This is a genomic window from Amycolatopsis sp. NPDC028719 (genome assembly GCF_055565395.1).
The window spans coordinates 105,648-125,260 of the sequence record NZ_JBVHUL010000008.1; the positions used below are offsets into that span (position 1 = coordinate 105,648).

Sequence of the window (19,613 nt, forward strand, 5' to 3'; positions counted from 1 at the left end):
TCAGGTGCCGATGCGGTAGCCGACGCCGGCCACGGTCGTGATGACCCAGGGTTCCCCGAGCCGCTTGCGCAGTGCCGAAACCGTGATGCGCACGGCGTTGGTGAACGGGTCGGCGTTCTCGTCCCACGCCCGCTCGAGGAGCTCTTCGGCGCTGACGACCCCGCCTTCGGCCGCGACGAGGACTTCGAGCACGGCGAACTGCTTGCGGGTGAGCGCGACGTAACGGCCGTCGCGGAAGACCTCGCGGCGGAACGGGTCCAGGCGCAGGCCCGCGATTTCCCGGACGGGGGGCCGGTTGTGGGCGCGCCGGCGGTCGAGGGCCCTGAGCCGGAGCACGAGCTCCCGGATTTCGAACGGCTTCGTGAGGTAGTCGTCGGCGCCGAGTTCGAAGCCGGACGCCTTGTCGTCGATCCGGTCGGCGGCGGTGAGCATGAGGATCGGCATGCCGCTGCCGGAGGCGACGATGCGCCCGGCGACCTCGTCACCGGACGGGCCGGGGATGTCGCGGTCGAGGACGGCGATGTCGTAGGCGTTGACGTCCAGCAGTTCGAGGGCGGTGTGGCCGTCCCCGGCGATGTCGGCGGCGATGGCTTCCAGGCGCAGGCCGTCGCGGACGGCTTCCGCCAGGTAGGGCTCGTCCTCGACGATCAGCACACGCACGGTCCCGATGCTACGAGCGGGGCCCTATCGCCGGCATATCGAAACCGGGATACGGGCCGGCAACACCGCGGTGCCTTGACTGCGGGCATGTGCTCCCAGCGATCGGCCGGTGCCGTCCCTTCCCCGGTGAAAGTGTTCGACGACTCCCCGGCCGTGGCCAACCTCGATCCCGCGCTGCTCGGTGCCCTGCGCCGGGCCGCGACGGACGCCGGGATCGAGTTCGTCGTCAACGGTGGCCGGCGTTCGCGCGAGTACCAGGCAGAGCTGTTCGCGGCGGCGGTGGTGAAGTACGGATCGCCCGAGGCGGCCGCCCGGTGGGTGGCCACTCCCGACACGTCCGCGCACGTTTCGGGCAACGCGGTCGACGTCGGGCCCGCGGCCGCCCGGGCGTGGCTCTCCGCGCACGGCGCGCGGTACGGGCTCTGCCAGATCTACCGCAACGAACCCTGGCACTACGAGTTGCGTCCTTCGGCCGTGGAGCACGGGTGCCCGCCGATGTACCCCGATCCGACGCACGACCCGAGGATGCGGTCAGCGTCCGAGTGACTCGCGGTACCAGTCCGCGGCCTCGGCCAGCCGGGGGCTCGGGGTGACGCCGGTCAGTTCCCAGATGCGGCTGCTTTCGTACCAGTGGTCCCGCGTGAGCAGGGAGTACTGGTGGTCGGTGAGCGACGGGAGGGCCGCCCGCGTACGCGCCCGGTGCTCGGCCAGCGGCAGGTCGGCGGCGGGCAGCGGCAGGCCGAGCAGCTCGCACACCGCGGTGACCAGGGTCCGGATCGATTCGGGCCGCGGGTCGGCGACGTGGAGCACCTCGCCGGGCCGGCTCAGGCCGGGATCGAGGGCCAGCACGGCGATCGCGGCCGCGAGATCGGCCACGGCGACGAGCGAGGTGCGGGCTATGCCGCCGGCCGCCCAAGCCGGGACGGCTTGGATCCACCGGACCAGCGCCGGCACGACGTGCCGATCGCCGGGGCCGTGGACGAGGTGCGGCCGGAGTACCGTGCCGCCGGCCGCGAGGACGAGCCGCTCGCCGGCCAGCCTGCTGCGGCTGGTCGGCGAGGCCGGGTCGGTGACCAGGCCGGGGTGCGGGTGGTCTCCCGCCGGGGCGCCGGCGGCGGGTGGTGCGGCCGCCGTGATCGGCCCCGACCCGGGTTGAAGGGGCTCGCCTGCCGAGCCGCTCCGGCCGGGCAGTGAGGCCAACTCGGATCCGGCGCGCGGGTCGCCGCCTCCCGGCCTGCTGCGGCTGAGCGGCGAGGCCGGGCCCGGGTGCGGGTAGTCACCCGCCGGGTCGCCGGCGCTTGGTGCTGAAGCCGGCTCGGCGACCAGCCGCGACCCGGCATGAAGGCCCTCACCTGCCGGACCGCTCCGGCCGGAAAGTGAGGCCGGGCCGGTAACCGGCTCGGGGTGCGGATGGCCGCCCTTACTACCGCGGGCAGGCGGCGAGGCCGGATCCGGGATGGGCCCGGACCCGGCGGGCAAGCCCTCGCCTGCCAGGCCGGTCCGGGTGGCCGGCGGCCCCAGATCCGCCGCCCGCCCGGACTCGACCCTCTGGCATTCGCCCGCCGACCCGCTCCCACTGGTCGGCAGCCCCGCATCCGCCACCAGCCCAGACCCGCTCCTGTTGCGCTCGCCCCGGCCGGCCGGCGAGGCAGGGCCGCCCTGCAGAACCTCCCCCGCCGACCCGCTCCCACTGGTCGGCAGCCCCGGATCTGCCACAACCCCAGATCCGCTGCCCTTGCGCTCGGCCGCCGACCCGTCCCCACTGGTCAGCGAGCCGGGCCCGCCCCGCACGATCTCGGCCGCCGAACCGTCCCCACTGGTCAGCGACCCCAGCCGGCCCCGCAGAGCCTCCCCCGCCGAACCGTCCCGGCCGGCCGGCGGCCCCTGCTCCGCCGCCACCCCGCCCCCGCTCCCCCGGTACTCGCCCGCCGACCCGTCCCCACTGGTCAACGCCCCCGGCGTACCCCGCAGGGCCTCCCCCGCGCTCGCCGCCAACCCGGAGCCGGCCCCCAGGCCGCTCCGGGCTGACGGCGCCCGCCCGTCTCCTGGCACCTGCGCGCCCTGGTGAACCCCGTCGCGGTACACCGCGCACGTGCTCAGGTACAGCACGCTCGCCGTGCCCGCTCGGTGGGCCTCGGCCAGGAGGTTCGCCGTTCCGCCCTCGTTGACCTCCGTGCAGCGGGCCGCGTCGCCGCCCACCTGGGAGGCCAGGTGGACCAGCGTCGTGATCCCCGTGCACAGCCCCGCCAGGCCGCCGGCTTCCGTGAGGTCGCCGGCCCACGTCGTCACTCCGCCGTCGGTCATCCACTGCGGCACCGGCCGGCGGACGAGGATGCGGATCCGGGGCCCCATTCCCCGCCCGACCAGCTCGCGCAGCACCGCCGTGCCGACGAAGCCCGTGGCGCCGGTGACCAGGATGTCCGGCTCGGCGGCCGTCACGACAAACGCATCCCCAGCGTGCCGCTCGCGGCCGTCGTGCCCTTCTGGCGGGCCTCGACCCGGACCGTCCGCGTGCGGTCGGGCCCCTGCTCGTGCGCCTTGACCATCAGCAGGCACTCCGAGTCGAACTCGACGTACGAGTCGAACCGGAACTCCGCGCGCGCCGGAAGCGCGTACGGGTCGCCGATCGCCAGCAGCGCCGCCTGCCGCGCGCCTTCGATCAGCACCATGCCCGGCACGTGGTCGGCCGGGTGGTCGAACAGCACCGCGTGGTCCGGGTCGAAGCGCAGCGCCCACGTGCCGTCCGTCGGCGTCGCCGCCAGCAGGACGTCCTCTTCCCGGTCGCGGCCGACCGACGCCGGGGCGACCGGCGCCAGGACCGCGGCCTGGAACGGCGTCGCCGCGAAGTGGTCGCCCCGCACCCGGCGGTAGACCGCCGAGGACACGCAGCGCCAGCGCTCCGACGCGGTGCCGATCCGGCGGCCGTCGCGGAAGCACTCGAAGTCCAGCCGCATGCCGCCGACGTTCTTGCCGCGGTATTCGACCTCGTGCGCGGTGACCCTCAGCACCACGTCGACCGGGCGGCCGAGCGTGGCCAGTCCGGTCTCCTCGACCGCGTACTCCTTGTGATCGGAAAGAAAGCTGTGGCTGAGCGGTACGCCGTACGCCCGGTGCGCGATCAGCAGTGCCGCCTGGCGGATCGTCTCCGCGTACAGCATCGGATCGTGGAACACCGGCGTCCGCGGCCCGAAGAAGCTGTGCCGGCGCGGCCACTGCGCGCCGACCTCGAACCGGCCTTCGCCGACGATGTTCAGATCGGTGACGAAGACCTCCGAGACGGCCGCGCGGTGCACGAGGCTCCGCGGGATCGTCTGCTGGAAGTCCACCGCCCGCGGCGCGGACATGTCGATGATCTTGGTTTCCGGAATTTCGCGCGCAGATTCCTGAAGGATGGTGCCGACCATGACGGTCCTCCTAGAATGTCCTACCCCAGTACCCCAGTACTCCCCCGCTCTCATTTGTAGCCGAACCGGACACCTAAAACCATACCAACCGAGCGGTTTTTTTTAGTGGCTTTCCCGTGCAACGGGCCGTAGACTGGCGTACTGACGCATGAGGTACCGCCGAATGGTCTACTGTGGACCGACCGGCCACAAGGGAGAGGGGCTGGACGTGGCTCGCCAAGAACGTGCGGAGCAGACACGGAACGCGATCCTCGAGGCGGCGGCCTCCCGGTTCGACGCGGTCGGCTTCCTCGGCGCGAGCCTGTCGGACATCCTGACCGAAGCGGGTGTCACGAAGGGTGCGCTGTATTTCCACTTCAAGTCGAAGGAAGACCTCGCCGACGCGCTGATCGACGAGCAGTTCACGGTCTCGGACCCCCTCGCGGAGATCGAGAACCCGGGGCTGCAGACGGTCATCGACCTCACCCAGGGCATGGCGGCCAGCCTGCAGTCCGACGTCCGGGTCCGCGCCAGCATCCGGCTCGTCATCGAGCAGGGTTCGTTCATCGCGCCGGCGGCCAACGCCTACAAGCGGTGGATCGACACGATCCACGGCTGCCTGCTCGCCGCGAAGGCGGCGGGCGACCTGCGCAAGGAGATCAACCCGCACGACCTCGCGCAGTTCGTGCAGGCGTCGTTCACCGGGATCCAGCTGAGCTCCCAGGTGCTCACCGGGCGGACGGACCTGCTGGAGCGGATCACGTTCATGTGGAACACGATCCTGGTCTCCGTGGTGCCACCGCGCCGGCTGCACCGGTTCGTCGCGGAGGGCACGATCCACCAGCCCGCTTCGGCCTGAGCACGCGGGAACGGGCGGTCGGGCAGCTGCCGGACCGCCTTTTTTCGGGCTTTCCCGAGGTCAGGCTCCCGCGCCCGCCGTCGGCCGCGGCGACCGCTCGGCCAGCTCGATGAGCCGCCACAGCTTCCCCAGCGTCACGGCGAGGTCGCTGTCCGGCACGACGATCCGGCTGGAAACCACGGATTCGAGGCCGACGCAGGTGACCACCACCAGCAGTTCCGCGGTTTCGAGCGGCACGTCGGCGCCGAGCTCGCCGCCGTCGATCGCGTCGGCGACGTACTCGTGGACCTGGGCCAGCCAGGTGCGGGAGAACACGACGAACCGCTCGTCCACGGAGCCCATCTCGCGGGCCATGCGGAAGCTCGCGCCGACCTTCGGGTCGGTGTCGAGCCAGTGCATGAGGGCGCGGCTGAGCTCGGCGAGGCGCCGCAAAGCGGGCCGCGGCACCGCGAGCTGGCGGGCCACGTGCGCGCGCAGCACGTCCGTCGCGGCGATCTGCACCTCGTCGCAGATCTCGTCCTTGGAGGAGAAGTGGAAGTACAGGCCGCCCTTGGTGACGCCGGCCGCCTGCGCGATGCCCACCATGCTGGTGGCGGCGTAGCCGTCCTGGTGCAGCAGCTCGGCCGCGGCCTCCAGCAGCAGGCGCCGCGTCTGTTCCGAGCGTGCCTGCTTGGTCACCTTCGGTCCCCTCAGCTCGAGCCATCCGGCGCAGGGACCCTGCGCGTCCCGATCATGATTACATACCAACCGCCCGGTTTACAACTAGGGGAACCCCAAAAACCGCTGTCTGCCAAGGTACTTCGCGACCACTCACAGAACAAACCGACCGACCTCCCGGTTTTGTCTTGAAAACCGACCCCCCGGTTTAGTACGCTGCGGATGTGGGACCGGGCACATGGGCGCTGGAGGACACACTGGGGGCGCCAGGCCGGGCAGATCCGATCGACACGCGGACTCCGGAGGCACTGGAAATGGACTACGAGATACTGGGGCAGCTGAAAGTCGGCGGGCGGCCCGGCGTCAGCGCCCCGCGGGCACGCAAGATCGAGACGCTGCTCGCCGTGCTGCTGGTCAAGCGCAACCAGGTGGCGACCACCGAGCACCTGATCGGCGAGCTCTGGGGAGAGCACCCGCCGGCCCGGGCGAGCGCCGCGCTGTACGTCTACGTGTCACAGCTGCGGAAGCTGTTGCGCGGCACGGGTGACGACGCGGACGACAGCCCGGTCGTGACCAGCCCGCGCGGCTATTCACTGCACGTCACCGACGGCGAGCTCGACGCCGACCGCTTCACCCGCCTGTACGAGCGCGGCCGGGCCCTGTACTGGGACCGCAACTACAAGGAAGCCGCGACCGTTCTACGCGAAGCGGCGAAGCTGTGGCGCGGCGAAGCTTTCGGCGGTTTCACCGACTCCCCCGACGTCCAGGCCTACGCCGCTCTGCTGGAGGAGACCCGGCTGGAGTGCCTGGAGCTGCTGATGGAGACGGAGCTGCTGATCGGCCGGCACCGCGAGGTCGTCGGGCAGCTTTCCGCGCTGGCGAAGGAGCACACGCTGCGCGAAACGTTCTACGAGTACCTGATGACGGCTCTGCTGCGGTCGAACCGCCGTGCCGAGGCGCTGGAGACGTTCGCCTCCGCCCGGCACCACCTCGTCCAGCAGCTGGGTATCGAACCCGGCAGCTCGCTGCGGAAGCTGCACCACAGCATCCTCGTCGGCGAGATGTCGGACGCGGTCTGATTCCCCTCCGCGTCCGGCCCAGCGGCCCGGTCCTCCGCCACCAGCGGGGGACCGGGCCGTCGCTCTTTTCACAGCACCGCGTCAGCTTCGGTAGAGGGAAACGACCGGCTCACCGCACGCGGCGGGCTCGCCGTACCAACCGCCCCAGCGACTGTCGAGCGCGAGGTCGGCCAGCTCGGCCATCAGGTCCAGCTCCGCGGGCCACACGTAGCGCAGCGGCACCCGGGCGTCGGCCAGGAACAGCATCTGGCGGGCGCAGTCGTGCCCGGTGACGAGCGGGTGCGCCGCCCAGCGGGCCGGGTCGGGGTGGAACCCCTGGACGACCAGGCCGCCGCCGGGGCGCAGCAGCGTCGCGAGCCGGCGCACCAGGCGCACCTGCTCCCGCTGCACGAGCAGCCGGGAGAGGACGTCCGAGCCCGCGTAGACGACATCGAAGCGCTGGCCGGGCAGGTTGCCGAAGCCGGCGTCGGTGACGGCGTACCCGTCGGCCGCGAGCGCGTCGGCCACCGGGCCACCGCCCGGGACGAGCACGCGCGGGCGCCGGGCGACCCGGTCGGCCACCTCGGCGAGGAACGCCGCCGCACCGGCCGGATCCGCGGCCAGCGGAGCGGACCAGGCGTCGAGGGTCACGGCCGGCTTCTCGGCGATGCGGGTCGGCATCGGGACCACCTCACTTCACGGTCTGGTCGGATCTTCTCTACGCAGAGTGCCGGACCGACCTAAAGTCGACCTTGCGCACGCGAAAGCGGCCCGTGCTCGGAGCACGGGCCGCTCGGCGTCGCGGGAGGTCAGCCGCGGGCGCGCTGGTGGAACTTCCGGATCGCGAGGTACGCGGCGCCGGCGGTGATGACGACCCACCAGGCCAGCGCCAGCCAGCCGGTCGAGCCCAGCTCGGTGCCGTTCATCAGGCCGCGGATGGCGTCGATGAGCACGGTCACCGGCTGGTTGTCGACGACCACCCGCAGCACCGAGGGCATCGACGCCGTGGGCACCAGCGCGCTGCTGGCGTAGGGGATGAAGACGAGGATCATGCCGAGGCCGCCCGCGCCTTCGACGGTCTTGGCGATCGACCCCAGGAGCGTGGCCAGCCAGAAGACGCCGGTCGCGAACAGCGTCAGCAGGCCGATCGCGCCGAGCCAGCCGAGCACGCCCCCCGCGGGGCGGAACCCGACGGCCAAGCCGACCGCGACCATGACCACGAACGAGAGCAGGCTGCGCAGCACGCCGGAGACGACGTGGCCGACGAGCACGGCCGGACCCGCCATGGGCATCGACCGGAACCGCTCCACCAGGCCCTGGGTGAGGTCGGCGGCCACACCCACCACGGTGGACGTGGAGTTGAAGGCGATGCTGATGGCCAGCAGGCCGGGCAGCAGGTAGTCGATGTAGGCCATGCCCGGGACGTTGATCGCGCCACCGAACATGAAGCGGAACAGCAGCAGGAGCACGATCGGCAGCGAGACCGCCTGGATCAGCATCTCCGCGTTGCGCGCGATGTGCTTGACGTTGCGCCCGATCAGCACCCGGCAGTCGGACAGCGCGAGCGCGAAGGAGGATCGGCTCGGGGTTTCGGGGAGCTGCGTCCCCTCGACCTCCCTGGACAAGGTCTGGGTCATCGCTTCTCTCCCGCGGTTCCGGTAAGGGTGTGGAAAACGTCGTCCAGGGTCGGCTCGGAAAGCTCGAGCCCGGTGGTCTCGAGGCCCGCGTCGGCGACCTGGTTGAGCACCCGCCGGACCTGGCCGGGCTGGTCGATGGGGACGCTGACCGTGGCGTCGATCAGCACGCCGCCGGTGACGCCGTGCGCGCGCTCCGCTTCGGCGGCGGTGGCGAAGGTGAGCTTGAGGCGCTCGGTGCCGACTTTGCGCTTCAGCTCCGCGGCGGTGCCCTCGGCGACCACGCGGCCCTTGTCGATCACCGCGATGCGGTCGGCCAGCTGGTCGGCCTCCTCGAGGTACTGCGTGGTGAGCAGGATCGTGGTGCCGCCGTCGAGGAGCTCGCGGATCGCGTCCCACATCGCCGAGCGGCTGCGCGGGTCGAGGCCGGTGGTGGGCTCGTCGAGGAACAGCACCGGCGGCGAGGTGATCAGGCTGATCGCCAGGTCGAGCCGGCGGCGCATGCCGCCGGAGTAGGTCTTGACCTGGCGGTCGGCGGCGTCGGTCAGGTCGAACTGCGTGAGCAGCTCGGTGGCGCGGGTCTTCGCCTCCGCCGCGCCCAGGTGGAACAGGCGGGCCATCATCCGCAGGTTTTCGCGGCCGGTGAGCAGCTCGTCGACCGCGGTGTCCTGCCCGGTGAGGCCGATCTGCTCCCGCACCTTCCGCTTGGGCCCGCCGAGGTCGTGACCGTTGACGGTCACGGTGCCGCCGTCGGCGTCCAGCAGGGTGCTCAGGATCCGGACCGTCGTGGTCTTCCCGGCGCCGTTCGGGCCCAGCAGCGCGAACATCGTGCCGCGCCGGACACTGAGGTCGACGCCTTCCAGGACGTTGACGTCGCCATAGGACTTGCGCAGCCCCCGTGCTTCGATTGCGTAGCCGGTGACCATCGGTTACCTCTCCTCGTTCGGGTCAAGATCGTTGTGAAGCAGGGGAACTGTCCGTACCAGTGGGCCACGCGCCGCTCGGCGGCGGCAATAATGGCCGGGTCGGGCCGGGATAGGGGTGGCGCCGGGGCTAGTCGTCGTCCCCACCGCCGATCGCCATGCTGATCAGGGCGTCGGTGTCGAGGTCGTCGATCGTGGCCTCCTCGACGGCTTCGGCCTCTTCCGCCTCGGGCAGGCGCACGCCGGCCAGCTCCAGCAGGCCGTCCAGGAGCCCGGCGGCGCGCAGCTTCTCCAGCGGGATGCCCGCCAGCGCGTCGCGAACCCCTTGCTCGGTAACGGTTCCCGGAGAGACCACCGCCACCTCGTCCTCGGCCGGGGCCAGTTCGCCGGCCAGGTGCTCGGCGAGGATCCGCGGGGTCGGGTAGTCGAAGATCAGGCTCACCGGCAGTTTCATGCCGGTGACCAGGCTGAGCTTGTTGCGGAACCCGGTGGCGGACAACGAGTCGAAGCCGACCTCGTTGAACGAGCGGTCCGGTTCCACCGCCTCCGGCCCGGCGTGGCCGAGCAGCGCAGCGGCGTGCGTGCGCACCAGGGTCAGCACGGTCGCGACGCGCTTGGCCACCGGCAGGCCCGCGAGCTTGCGAGCCAGTGTCTCGGTGTCCTCGGCCGCGTCCTGCGCCGCGCGACGACCGGGCGTTCCGGCCAGTCCGCGCAGCACCGCGGGCAGGTCGTCGTCTCCCGACGCAGCCAGCACGCGGGTGTCCAGCGCGATCGGCACCAGCACCGCGTCGGCGGCGCCGGCCGTCGAGTCCAGCAGCCCCAAGCCGTCCTCAGTGGACAGTGCGGTGATGCCGGTCTCGCCGATGCGGTGCGCGTCCGCGTCTTCCAGCGCCTCGCCCATGCCGCCGGCCCACAGGCCCCACGCGAGCGAGGTGCCGGCGAGCCCTTCGGCCCGGCGCCGGACGGCGAGGGCGTCGAGGAACGCGTTGGCCGCGGCGTAGCTGCCCTGCCCCGGCGCGCCGAGGACGCCGGCGGCCGAGGAGAACAGCACGAAGGCGGTGAGGTCCAGCTCGCGGGTCAGCTCGTGCAGCACCAGGGCCGCGTCGGCCTTCGGCCGCAGCACGGTGTCGAGCCGGTCCGGGGTCAGCGACGTCAGGATGCCGTCGTCGAGGACGCCGGCGGCGTGCACCACGGCCCGCAGCGGCGCTTCCGCCGGGATTCCGGCGAGCAGAGCCGACACCGCGTCGCGGTCGGCGACGTCGCAGGCGGCGATGGTGACGTCGGCGTCGAGCGCGGCCAGTTCGGCCGCGCCGGGAGCGTCGGCTCCCCGCCGGCTGACCAGGAGCAGGTTCCGCACGCCGTGCTCGGTGACCAGGTGCCGCGCCACGGCCGAGCCGAGCGCGCCGGTGGCCCCGGTGACGAGCACCGTGCCTCCCGCGTCCCACACCGGGGCCGCCACCGCGTCGGCCGCCCGGGCCAGCCGCGGCACCAGCACCGCGCCCGCCCGCAGCGCCACCTGCGGCTCGTCGGAGGCCGCCACCGCGGCGAGCGTCCGGCCCGCCGGGGTGCCCGCCCCGAGGTCGACGAGGGTGATCCGGTCCGGGTGCTCGGCCTGCGCCGAGCGGACCAGGCCCGCCACCGCGGCGCCGACCGGGTCGGGGTCCTCCCCCGCCTCGGCCGCCACCGCGCCGCGGGTCACGACGATCAGCGACTCCCCGGACCCGGCCAGCCACGACTGCAGCAGCCCGAGCACGCGGTGCAGTTCGGCGTGGAGGTCGTCCCCGCCCGCAGCGAGCACCGCCAGGCCGGTCGCCTCCGCGGCCGATACCGCCTTCGCACCCAGAGCTTCGGTGAGGCCGAAGGGGTCGGAGCCCAGCACGGACCAGTCGGTGACCTCGGCGACCGCGTCGAGCTCGGCGGGTTCCCACGCGAGCCGGAACAGCGTGTCGCCGCCACCGGCCGGAGCGGCCTGCGGCACGGCGGACATCGGGCGCAGCAGCAGGGATTCCACCGACGCGACCGGGGCTCCGGCACCGTCGGCGACGTCCAGCGCGACCGCGCCGGAACCGACCGGGCGGACGTGGACCCGCAGGGTCGTCGCCCCGACGGCGTGCAGCCGCACGCCTTCCCACGCGAACGGCAGGGCGGGCTCGTCGCCCGCCGCGCCGGAGACGCCGATGGTGTGCAGCGCGGCGTCGAGCACGGCCGGGTGGACGCCGTAGCGGTCCACATCGGACACCGAAGCCGGGAGCCGGATCTCGGCGAACGCCTCGCCGTCGCGCTTCCAGGCCGCGACGAGCCCGCGGAACGCCGGACCGTACGCGAGCCCGTCGGCGGCCAGCTCCTCGTAGGTGCCTTCCAGGTCGACCTGCTCGGCGCCGGCGGGCGGCCAGGCCGTCAGGTCGAAGTCCGCCTTCCGAGCAGCCTTGGCGAGCTTGCCGGTGGCGTGCCGCGTCCACGCGCCGCTCGCGCCCTCGGGCCGCGAGTGGACGCTGAACGCGCGGGTGCCGTCGGCGCCGGGCGCCTCGAGGGCGAACTGGACGCGGACGCCGGTCCGCTCCGGCACGACCAGCGGGTACTCCAGGGTCAGCTCGTCGAGCCGCGGGCAGCCGGCCTCGTCCCCCGCGCGGATCGCCATCTCGACGAACCCGGTGCCGGGGAACAGGATCGCGCCGCCGACGACGTGGTCGGCCAGCCACGGGTGCGTGCCCACGGACAGCCGCCCGGTGAACAGCAGCCCGTCGGCGCCGGCCAGCTCGAGGGCCGACCCGAGCAGCGGGTGGTCGTCCTGGCTCACCGCGCCGGTGGTGCTCTCCAGCCAGAAGCGCTGCCGCTGGAACGGGTAGGTCGGCAGCGAGACCGGCCGGGCCCCGGTGGGTTCGTAGATCGCGGCCCAGTCGACGTCGACGCCGCTGACGTGCAGCTGCGCGACGCCGGTCAGGGCGGCCACGGCTTCGTCGTTCTCCTTGTGCAGCATGGACGCCAGCACCTCCGGCCGTTCGTCGAAGCACGCGGCCGTCATCGCGGCGAGCGTGGTGTCCGGACCGAGCTCCAGGAACCGGTTGACGCCCTCGGCCGCGGCGCGGGTGACCGCGTCGGCGAACCGGACGCCTTCGCGCACCTGCTGGACCCAGTACTCCGGCGAGGTCAGATCGGCGCCCTCGGCGACCGTCGAGATGACCGGGATCCGCGGCGACGCGTAGGTCAGCTTCGCGGCGATCGCGCGGAACTCCTCGAGCATCGGCTCCATCAGGCGGGAGTGGAACGCGTGCGACACCTTCAGCTGCTTGGTGCGCTCGAACTTCGCCGCCACCGCGGCTACGGCGCCGGCCGCTCCCGAGATCACGACGGAGTTCGGCCCGTTGACCGCGGCGATGTCGACACTGTCGTCGCGAACTTCCTCCGGCGTCGCTTCGATCGCCACCATCGCGCCGCCGGTCGGCAGCGCCTGCATCAGCGCACCCCGGGCGACCACCAGCTTGGCCGCGTCCGCCAAGGAGAACACGCCCGCGCAGTGGGCCGCGGCGATCTCGCCGATCGAGTGCCCGATCAGGACGTCCGGCTTGACTCCCCACGCCTGCACCAGGCGGAACAGCGCGACCTCCAGCGCGAACAGCGCGGGCTGCGTGTAGCGGGTTTCGTCCAGCTCGTCGGTGACCGAGCGGATCGGGCGGTCGAGGTGCCGGTCGAGTTCCGCGCAGACCTCGTCGTGCGCGGCCGCGAAGGCCGGGAACTGCTCGGCGAGCCGGGCTCCCATGCCGACGCGCTGCGCGCCCTGGCCGGCGAGCAGGAACGCCGTTCGGCCGCCCGCGGTCGCGATGCCGCTGACGACCCCGCGCGCCTCCTCTTCGTCGACCAGCGCCGCGAGACCGCGGACGAACTGCGGCGACCGCTGCCCGATCACCACGGCCCGCCGGTCGAACGCGCTGCGCGTGGTGGCCAGCGAGAACCCGATGTCGGCGAGGCTGCCGTCCGGCTCTTCGTCCACATAGGACATGAGTTGTTCGGCCTGGGCCCGCATCGCGGCGGCACCGCGGCCGGACACCGGCCAGGCGACCGGGCCTTCGTGGTCGTGGCCGCCGGTGACTTCCCGGCGATCGCCTTCTTCGAGGATCACGTGGGCGTTGGTGCCGCTGACCCCGAACGACGAGACGCCGGCCCGGCGGATGTGCCCGTTGGGCAGCCACTTCACCGGCTCCACCAGCGCCCGGACCGTGCCGGACGACCAGTCGATCTCGGTCGACGGGCGGCCGACGTGCAGCGTCGCGGGCAGCTCACCCTGACGCATCGCCAGCACCATCTTGATCACCCCGGCCGCGCCGGCCGCGGCCTGCGTGTGGCCGAGGTTCGACTTGACCGAGCCGATCCACAGCGGACGGTCGGCCGAGGTCTCCTTGCCGTAGGTGGCCAGCAACGCCTGGACCTCGATCGGGTCGCCCAGCTTCGTGCCGGTGCCGTGCGCCTCGACGGCGTCGACGTCGGCCGCGGTGATGCCGGCGTCGGCCAGCGCGGCCCGGATCACGCGCTGCTGGGCGGGACCGTTGGGCGCGGTGAGGCCGTTGGACGTGCCGTCCTGGTTGACCGCGCTGCCCTTGAGCACCGCGAGCACCGGGTGGCCGAGGCGGCGGGCCTCGGACAGCCGCTCCAGCACGACCACGCCGACGCCCTCGGACCAGGTGGTGCCGTCGGCGTCGTCGGAGAAGACCTTGCAGTGGCCGTCGGCGGCCAGGCCCTTCTGGCGGCTGAACTCGACGAACGTCTCCGGCGTCGCCATCACGGTCACCCCGCCGGCCAGGGCCAGGGTGCAGTCGCCGCCGCGCAGGGCCTGGGCGGCCATGTGCATCGCGACCAGCGAAGACGAGCACGCCGTGTCGACGCTGACCGCCGGGCCCTCCAGGCCGAGGGTGTAGGACACCCGGCCGGTGACGATCGAGCCGGCGCTGTTGGCGCCCACGTAGTCGTGGTACTGGACGCCCGCGTAGACGCCGGTCGGGCTGCCCTTGAGCGAGGACGGGTCGATGCCCGCGCGCTCCAGGGCCTCCCAGCACGCCTCCAGCAGCAGCCGCTGCTGCGGGTCGATGGCCGGGGCTTCCTTCGGCGAGACCCCGAAGAACGTGGCGTCGAAGTCGCCGGCGTCGTGGACGAACCCGCCGCGGGCGACGTAGGTGGTGCCGGGACGGCGGCCGGTCGGGTCGAGCAGGCCGTCGACGTCCCAGCCGCGGTCGGCGGGGAAGTCGCCGATGGCGTCGCGGCCGTTGGCGACCAGCTCCCACAGCTGCTCGGGCGAGGTGACCCCGCCGGGCAGCCGGCAGGCCATGCCGACGATCGCGATGGGCTCGTCGTGAGCCGCCGAAGACCCCACAGCCGTGGTGACGACCTGGTCCGGCCCACCCGTCAGCTCGGTGAGCAGGTGCGTGGCCAGGGCCGACGGCGTCGGGTGGTCGAAGATCAGAGTCGCGGGCAGCCGCTGCCCGGTCGCCGCGGTCAGGCCGTTGCGCAGTTCGATCGCGGTGAGCGAGTCGAAGCCGAGCGACTGGAACTGCGCGGCCGGTTCGATCTCGTGCGCGCCGCCGTAGCCGAGCACGGTCGCGGCGTGGCCGCGGACCAGCTCGAGCACGGCATCGGCCCGGTCCGCTTCCGGCAGCGCACGGACGCGGGCCGCGAAGGAGTCTTCCGGTGCGGTCGCCGTGGCCGCCACCCGCCGGGTGGGCCGGCCGGTCAGCTCCTCCAGGGTCTTGGGGATCCGGTCCAGCTTCCGCAACGCGGGCAGGTCGAGCTTCACCGGCGCGACGGCGGCCTGCCGGGACGCCAGCGCGCGGTCGAAGAGATCGAGTGCGTCCGAAGTGGACAGAGGCACGATGCCGCTCGTGCCCAAGCGGGCGACCTCGGCCTCGGTCAGGGTGCCGCCCATGCCGCCGGCCTCGCCCCACAGGCCCCAGTCCAGCGACTGCGCGGGCAGGCCCCGGGCGACGCGGTGGCTCGCGAGCGCGTCGAGGAACGCGTTGGCGGCGGCGTACCCGCCCTGGCCCGGGGCGCCGAGCACGCCGGAGACCGAGGAGAACAACACGAACGCCGAGAGCGCGGTGTCGCGGGTCAGCTCGTGCAGGTTCAGCGCGCCGTCGACCTTCGGCCGCAGCACGGTGTCGAGGCGCTCGGGCGTCAGTGCGGTGATGACGCCGTCGTCGAGGACGCCGGCGGCGTGCACCACGGACGTGAGCGGGTGCTCGGCGGGGATCGCGGCCAGCACCCGGGCCAGCGCGGCGCGGTCGGCGACGTCGCACTGCGCGAGGTCGACGTGGGCGTCCAGCTCGGCGGCCAGGCTCTCCAGCTCGGGTGTGCTTCGGCGGCTGACCAGCAGAAAGCGCCGGACCTCGTAGTGTCCGGCCAGGTGCCGGACGAGCGCGCCGCCGAGCGCGCCGGACGCGCCGGTGACGAGCACGGTGCCGCCCGGGTGGAAGTACGCCGGTTCGGCCGCCGCCGCGGTGCGGACGAGCCGCGGGACGAGGACGGTGCCGAAGCGGACGGCGGCCTGGGGCTCCCCGGTGGCGAGGACCTGCGGCAGGACCGCGTCGACCTCGGCCTCGGCGTCCAGGTCCAGCAGCACGAACGTGTCGGGGTTCTCCTCCTGCGCCGAGCGCACGAGCCCCCAGGCCGCGGCCGCGGCGAGGTCGGTGACGCCCCCGGCCGCCGCGACGGCACCCCGCGTGACGACGACCAGGCGCGCGTCCTCCGGGTGCTCCGCGGCGAGCCAGTCCTGCAGCGCACCGAGCGTGCGGTGGGTCAGCTCGTGGGTCTCGGGCCCCGCGCAGTCGAAGATCCCGACGTTCGACACGTCCACAGTGGACTCAGTGGACTCGGCGGGGATCCGCTGCCACTCGATGCGGTAGAGCGGTGCCTCCGCCGCGACCGGCGTGGTGAACGCGCGGAACACCGTCTCCGCGACGGTGGCGACGGGCGCACCCGTGGTGTCGGCGAGGTCCAGGGCGAAGCCGTCCTCGGTGGTCGGGGTGAACCGCACCCGCAGCGCCGAGGCGCCGGTGGCGTGCAGTTCGACGCCGGTCCAGCAGAACGGGACACGGCCGACTCCGCCGTCTCCCCCGCCCGCGACGCGCAGGGCGTGCGTGCAGGCGTCGAGCGCGGCCGGGTGGAGGCCGAAGCGTTCGGCGTCGCTGTCTTCGGGCAGGGCGACCTCGGCGAAGACCTCGCGGCCACGCTTGAAGACCGCGCGCAGGGAGCGGAACAGCGGGCCGTAGGTGAGGCCGGTGTCGGCGAAGTCGTCGTAGAGGCCGTCGATGGCGACCGGCTCGGCGCCCGGCGGCGGCCACTCGGTCAGTGCGGTGCCGCGGTGGGACTGCGGCGCGACGGTGCCGCCGGCGTGCAGGACCCACGGCTCGCCGGAGTCTTCGGGGCGCGAGTGGATCTGGACGGCGCGGACGCCGTTTTCGTCGGCGGCACCGACCGTGACCTGCACCTGGACGCCGGTGCGGTCCGGGACGACCAGGGGGCTGCCGAGCGTGAGCTCCTCGATGCGGCCGCAGCCGACCTGGTCGCCGGCGCGGATCGCCAGCTCCAGGAAAGCCGTGCCGGGCACGGTGGCGACGTCACCCAGGCGGTGCCCGTCGAGCCACGCGTGGGTCTCGAGGGACAGGCGGCCGGTGAGCACGACGCCGTCGGTGTCGGCGAGCGCGATGGCCGCGCCGAGCAGCGGGTGCCCGGCGGAGGTGAGGCCCGCGGCGGTCACCTCGTCGCGGTTGGCGCGGGCGTCGAGCCAGTAGCGCTTGCGCTGGAAGGCGTACGGCGGCAGGTCGGCGCGCCGGGCGCCGCGGCCCTCGAACACCGCGGCCCAGTCCGGGGCCAGTCCGCTGACGTACAGCTCGGCCAAGGCGGTGAGCGCGGCCCGCGGCTCGGGGCGGTCCTTGCGCAGGACCGGCACGACCACGGCGTCCAAGCTTTGGCGGGCGAGTGCGGACAGCACGCCGTCCGGCCCGACCTCGACGAACCGCGAGACGCCCTGGGCGCCGAGCGCGGTGAGCCCGTCGTGGAACCGGACGGCCGCGCGGACGTGCGAGACCCAGTACTCCGGCGTGGCGACCTCTCCCCCGGCCAGTGCGCCGGAGACGTTGGAGACCAGCGGGATCGTGGGCTCGGAGTAGGTGAGCGTGCGGGCGACCTCGGCGAACTCGGCCAGCATCGGTTCCATCAGCGGCGAGTGGAACGCGTGCGACACCTTGAGCTTCGACGACTTGCGTCCCTCGAACTCCGCGACCACGGCGGCGACGGCGTCTTCGGTACCGGACAGCACGACCGAGTCCGGGCCGTTGATCGCGGCGATGCTCACGTCCGCGGTCAGGTGCGGGGTGACCTCGTCCTCGGTCGCCTGCAGCGCGACCATCGCGCCTCCGGCGGGAAGCGCCTGCATGAGCTTCGCGCGGGCGGTGACCAACGTGCAGGCGTCGGCCAGCGACAGCACCCCGGAGACGTGTGCGGCGGCCAGTTCGCCGACCGAGTGGCCGAGCAGGAAGTCGGGCTTGAGCCCCCACGAGGACAGCAGCCGGAACAGCGCGACCTCGATGGCGAACAGCGCGGGCTGGGTGTAGCCGGTCTGGTTGATCAGGCGCGGCTTGTCGAAGACGACCGTCTTCAGTGGACGGTCGAGGTGCTGGTCCAGCTCCGCGCAGACCTCGTCGAACGCGGCGGCGAAGACCGGGAACGCGGCGGCCAGCTCCGCTCCCATGCCGGCGCGCTGCGCGCCCTGGCCGGAGAACAGGAACGCGGTCAGCCCTTCGACCGGCGTGCCGGTGACCACGTCCGGCGACGGCTCACCATCGGCGAGCGCGGCGACCCCGGCCGTCCCGTCGAGCACGACGGCGCGGTGGGACAGCGGCGAGCGGGACGTCGCCAGCGAGAAGCCGAGGTCGAGCGGTGAAACACCGTCCACAACGGATAGCAGTCGCGAGGCCTGCGCCTTCAGGGCCGCGGTGCCGTGCCCGGAAAGGGGCCACGGGATCGGCACTTCGGCGGGCCAGCTCGGCGTCGTCTCTTCGACGTCGACCGGCGGTGCCTCTTCGACGATCACGTGCGCGTTGGTGCCGCTCACGCCGAACGAGGAAACGCCGGCGCGGCGCGGCTTGTCGCCCGCAGCCCACGGCTGTTCCTCCGTCAGCAGCGAGACGTTCCCGGCCGTCCAGTCGACCTCGGTGGTCGGCTCGGTGACGTGCAGGGTCTTCGGCAGGACGCCGTTCTGGAGCGCCTGCACCATCTTGATCACGCCGCCGACCCCGGCCGCGCCCTGGGCGTGGCCGATGTTCGACTTGATCGACCCGAGCCACAGCGGGCGGTCGCGGTCCTGGCCGTAGGTGGCGAGCAGGGCCTGGGCCTCGATCGGGTCGCCGAGCGTGGTGCCGGTGCCGTGGCCTTCGACGGCGTCCACATCGGACGCCGACAGCTGCGCGTTCGCCAGGGCCTGCCGGATCACGCGCTGCTGCGAAGGACCGTTGGGCGCGGTGAGGCCGTTGGACGCGCCGTCGGAGTTGACCGCGGACCCGCGCACGACGGCGAGGACCGGGTGACCGTTGCGGCGCGCGTCGGACAGGCGCTCCAGCAGGAGCGTGCCCGCGCCCTCGGCCCAGCCGGTGCCGTCGGCGCTGTCGGAGAACGGCTTGCAGCGGCCGTCCGCGGCGAGCCCGCGCTGGCGGCTGAAGGCGACGAACGGGCCGGGCCGCGACATCACCATGACGCCGCCGGCCAGCGCCAGCGCGCAGTCGCGCTGCCGCAGCGCCTGCACGGCCAGGTGCAGCGCGACCAGCGAAGACGAGCAGGCCGTGTCGATCGTGATGGCCGGGCCTTCCAGGCCCAGCGCGTAGGCGATCCGGCCGGAGATGACCGAGCCGGCGTTGCCGGTGCTCAGGTAGTCCTGCACCTCACCGGCGAGCACCGACGGCGGCAGCTCGTCGTAGTAGTCCTGGTCGCCGCTGCCGAGGAAGACGCCGACCTGCTGCTTCGCCAGCGAATGCGGGGCGATGCCGCCGCGCTCGAAGGTCTCCCACGCCAGCTCCAGCACGAGCCGCTGCTGCGGGTCCATGGCGAGCGCCTCGCGCGGCGAGACGCCGAAGAAGGGCGCGTCGAACTGGGCGACGTCGTGGATGAAGCCGCCCTCGCTCACGTAGCTCGTGCCCGGGCTGTCGGGGTCGGCGTCGAACATCGAGTCCAGACCCCAGCCGCGGTCGGCGGGGAACGGCCCGATGGCGTCGCGGCCCTCGGCGACCAGGTCCCAGAGGTCCTGCGGTGAGCGGACGTCGCCCGGGTACCGGCAGCCCATCGCGACGATGGCGATCGGCTCGGCGTCCGCGGCTTCGACCTCGCGCAGCCGCTCCCGCGTCTCCTGCAGGGTGGCGGTCACCCGCTTCAGGTAGTCGACCAGCTTGCTTTCGTCAGTCATC

At 73.2% G+C, this 19,613-nt stretch carries 11 protein-coding genes; 3 read left to right on the forward strand and 8 right to left on the reverse strand.

Features of this window, described 5'->3' with window-relative positions; all coding sequences use genetic code 11:
• On the reverse strand, positions 1–660 hold the full coding sequence (locus ACZ4TR_RS33310) for a response regulator transcription factor (protein WP_465291625.1): 660 nt from the start codon (positions 658–660) through the stop codon (positions 1–3).
• A 126-nt stretch (positions 661–786) separates the two neighbouring features.
• Between ACZ4TR_RS33310 and ACZ4TR_RS33315 the strand changes: the two genes are divergently transcribed.
• A complete protein-coding gene (locus tag ACZ4TR_RS33315; protein ID WP_465291626.1) occupies positions 787–1,206 on the forward strand; it encodes a M15 family metallopeptidase in 420 nt (139 codons plus the stop codon).
• Here ACZ4TR_RS33315 and ACZ4TR_RS33320 read toward each other — a convergent pair.
• A complete protein-coding gene (locus tag ACZ4TR_RS33320) occupies positions 1,192–3,099 on the reverse strand; it encodes an NAD-dependent epimerase/dehydratase family protein (RefSeq protein ID WP_465291628.1) in 1,908 nt (635 codons plus the stop codon). The genes ACZ4TR_RS33315 and ACZ4TR_RS33320 overlap by 15 nt on opposite strands.
• A complete protein-coding gene (locus ACZ4TR_RS33325; protein ID WP_465291630.1) occupies positions 3,096–4,064 on the reverse strand; it encodes a ScbA/BarX family gamma-butyrolactone biosynthesis protein in 969 nt (322 codons plus the stop codon). The genes ACZ4TR_RS33320 and ACZ4TR_RS33325 overlap by 4 nt, the downstream gene beginning before the upstream one ends.
• 208 nt (positions 4,065–4,272) lie before the next feature.
• Here ACZ4TR_RS33325 and ACZ4TR_RS33330 point away from each other — a divergent pair, with 208 nt between their 5' ends.
• Positions 4,273–4,902, forward strand: a complete 630-nt coding sequence (locus tag ACZ4TR_RS33330) for a ScbR family autoregulator-binding transcription factor (protein ID WP_465291632.1) — start codon at positions 4,273–4,275, stop codon at positions 4,900–4,902.
• A gap of 60 nt (positions 4,903–4,962) precedes the next feature.
• Here the strand turns inward: ACZ4TR_RS33330 and ACZ4TR_RS33335 are convergent, their stop codons facing one another.
• Complete coding sequence (locus tag ACZ4TR_RS33335) at positions 4,963–5,580, reverse strand: ScbR family autoregulator-binding transcription factor (RefSeq protein ID WP_364515346.1); 618 nt, start codon at positions 5,578–5,580, stop codon at positions 4,963–4,965.
• A 293-nt stretch (positions 5,581–5,873) separates the two neighbouring features.
• Here ACZ4TR_RS33335 and ACZ4TR_RS33340 point away from each other — a divergent pair, with 293 nt between their 5' ends.
• A complete protein-coding gene (locus ACZ4TR_RS33340; protein ID WP_465291634.1) occupies positions 5,874–6,638 on the forward strand; it encodes an AfsR/SARP family transcriptional regulator in 765 nt (254 codons plus the stop codon).
• A gap of 81 nt (positions 6,639–6,719) precedes the next feature.
• On the opposite strand, the gene ACZ4TR_RS33345 is transcribed toward ACZ4TR_RS33340, so the two are convergent.
• The 4 genes from ACZ4TR_RS33345 to ACZ4TR_RS33360 form a co-directional block, all read right to left on the reverse strand.
• Positions 6,720–7,298: a methyltransferase domain-containing protein gene (locus ACZ4TR_RS33345; RefSeq protein WP_465291636.1), complete on the reverse strand. Its 579-nt coding sequence runs from the start codon at positions 7,296–7,298 to the stop codon at positions 6,720–6,722.
• A gap of 128 nt (positions 7,299–7,426) precedes the next feature.
• The gene (locus tag ACZ4TR_RS33350) at positions 7,427–8,254 is read right to left on the reverse strand and encodes an ABC transporter permease (RefSeq protein WP_465291638.1); all 828 of its coding nucleotides are present in this window, start codon (positions 8,252–8,254) and stop codon (positions 7,427–7,429) included.
• Positions 8,251–9,177 carry an ATP-binding cassette domain-containing protein gene (locus ACZ4TR_RS33355; protein ID WP_465291640.1) on the reverse strand — a complete coding sequence of 309 codons (927 nt, stop codon included), beginning with the start codon at positions 9,175–9,177 and terminating at the stop codon, positions 8,251–8,253. The genes ACZ4TR_RS33350 and ACZ4TR_RS33355 overlap by 4 nt, the downstream gene beginning before the upstream one ends.
• A gap of 127 nt (positions 9,178–9,304) precedes the next feature.
• Positions 9,305–19,612, reverse strand: a complete 10,308-nt coding sequence (locus tag ACZ4TR_RS33360) for an SDR family NAD(P)-dependent oxidoreductase (RefSeq protein WP_465291642.1) — start codon at positions 19,610–19,612, stop codon at positions 9,305–9,307.
• Position 19,613 lies beyond the last annotated feature (1 nt).

Excerpts from the sequence above, each read along its gene's own strand:
- ACZ4TR_RS33325 (WP_465291630.1), bottom strand. The coding sequence starts at position 4,064 with ATGGTCGGCACCATCCTTCAGGAATCTGCGCGCGAAATTCCGGAAACC.
- ACZ4TR_RS33355 (WP_465291640.1), bottom strand. The coding sequence starts at position 9,177 with ATGGTCACCGGCTACGCAATCGAAGCACGGGGGCTGCGCAAGTCCTAT.
- ACZ4TR_RS33345 (WP_465291636.1), bottom strand. The coding sequence starts at position 7,298 with ATGCCGACCCGCATCGCCGAGAAGCCGGCCGTGACCCTCGACGCCTGG.
- ACZ4TR_RS33340 (WP_465291634.1), top strand. The coding sequence starts at position 5,874 with ATGGACTACGAGATACTGGGGCAGCTGAAAGTCGGCGGGCGGCCCGGC.
- ACZ4TR_RS33350 (WP_465291638.1), bottom strand. The coding sequence starts at position 8,254 with ATGACCCAGACCTTGTCCAGGGAGGTCGAGGGGACGCAGCTCCCCGAA.
- ACZ4TR_RS33360 (WP_465291642.1), bottom strand. The coding sequence starts at position 19,612 with ATGACTGACGAAAGCAAGCTGGTCGACTACCTGAAGCGGGTGACCGCC.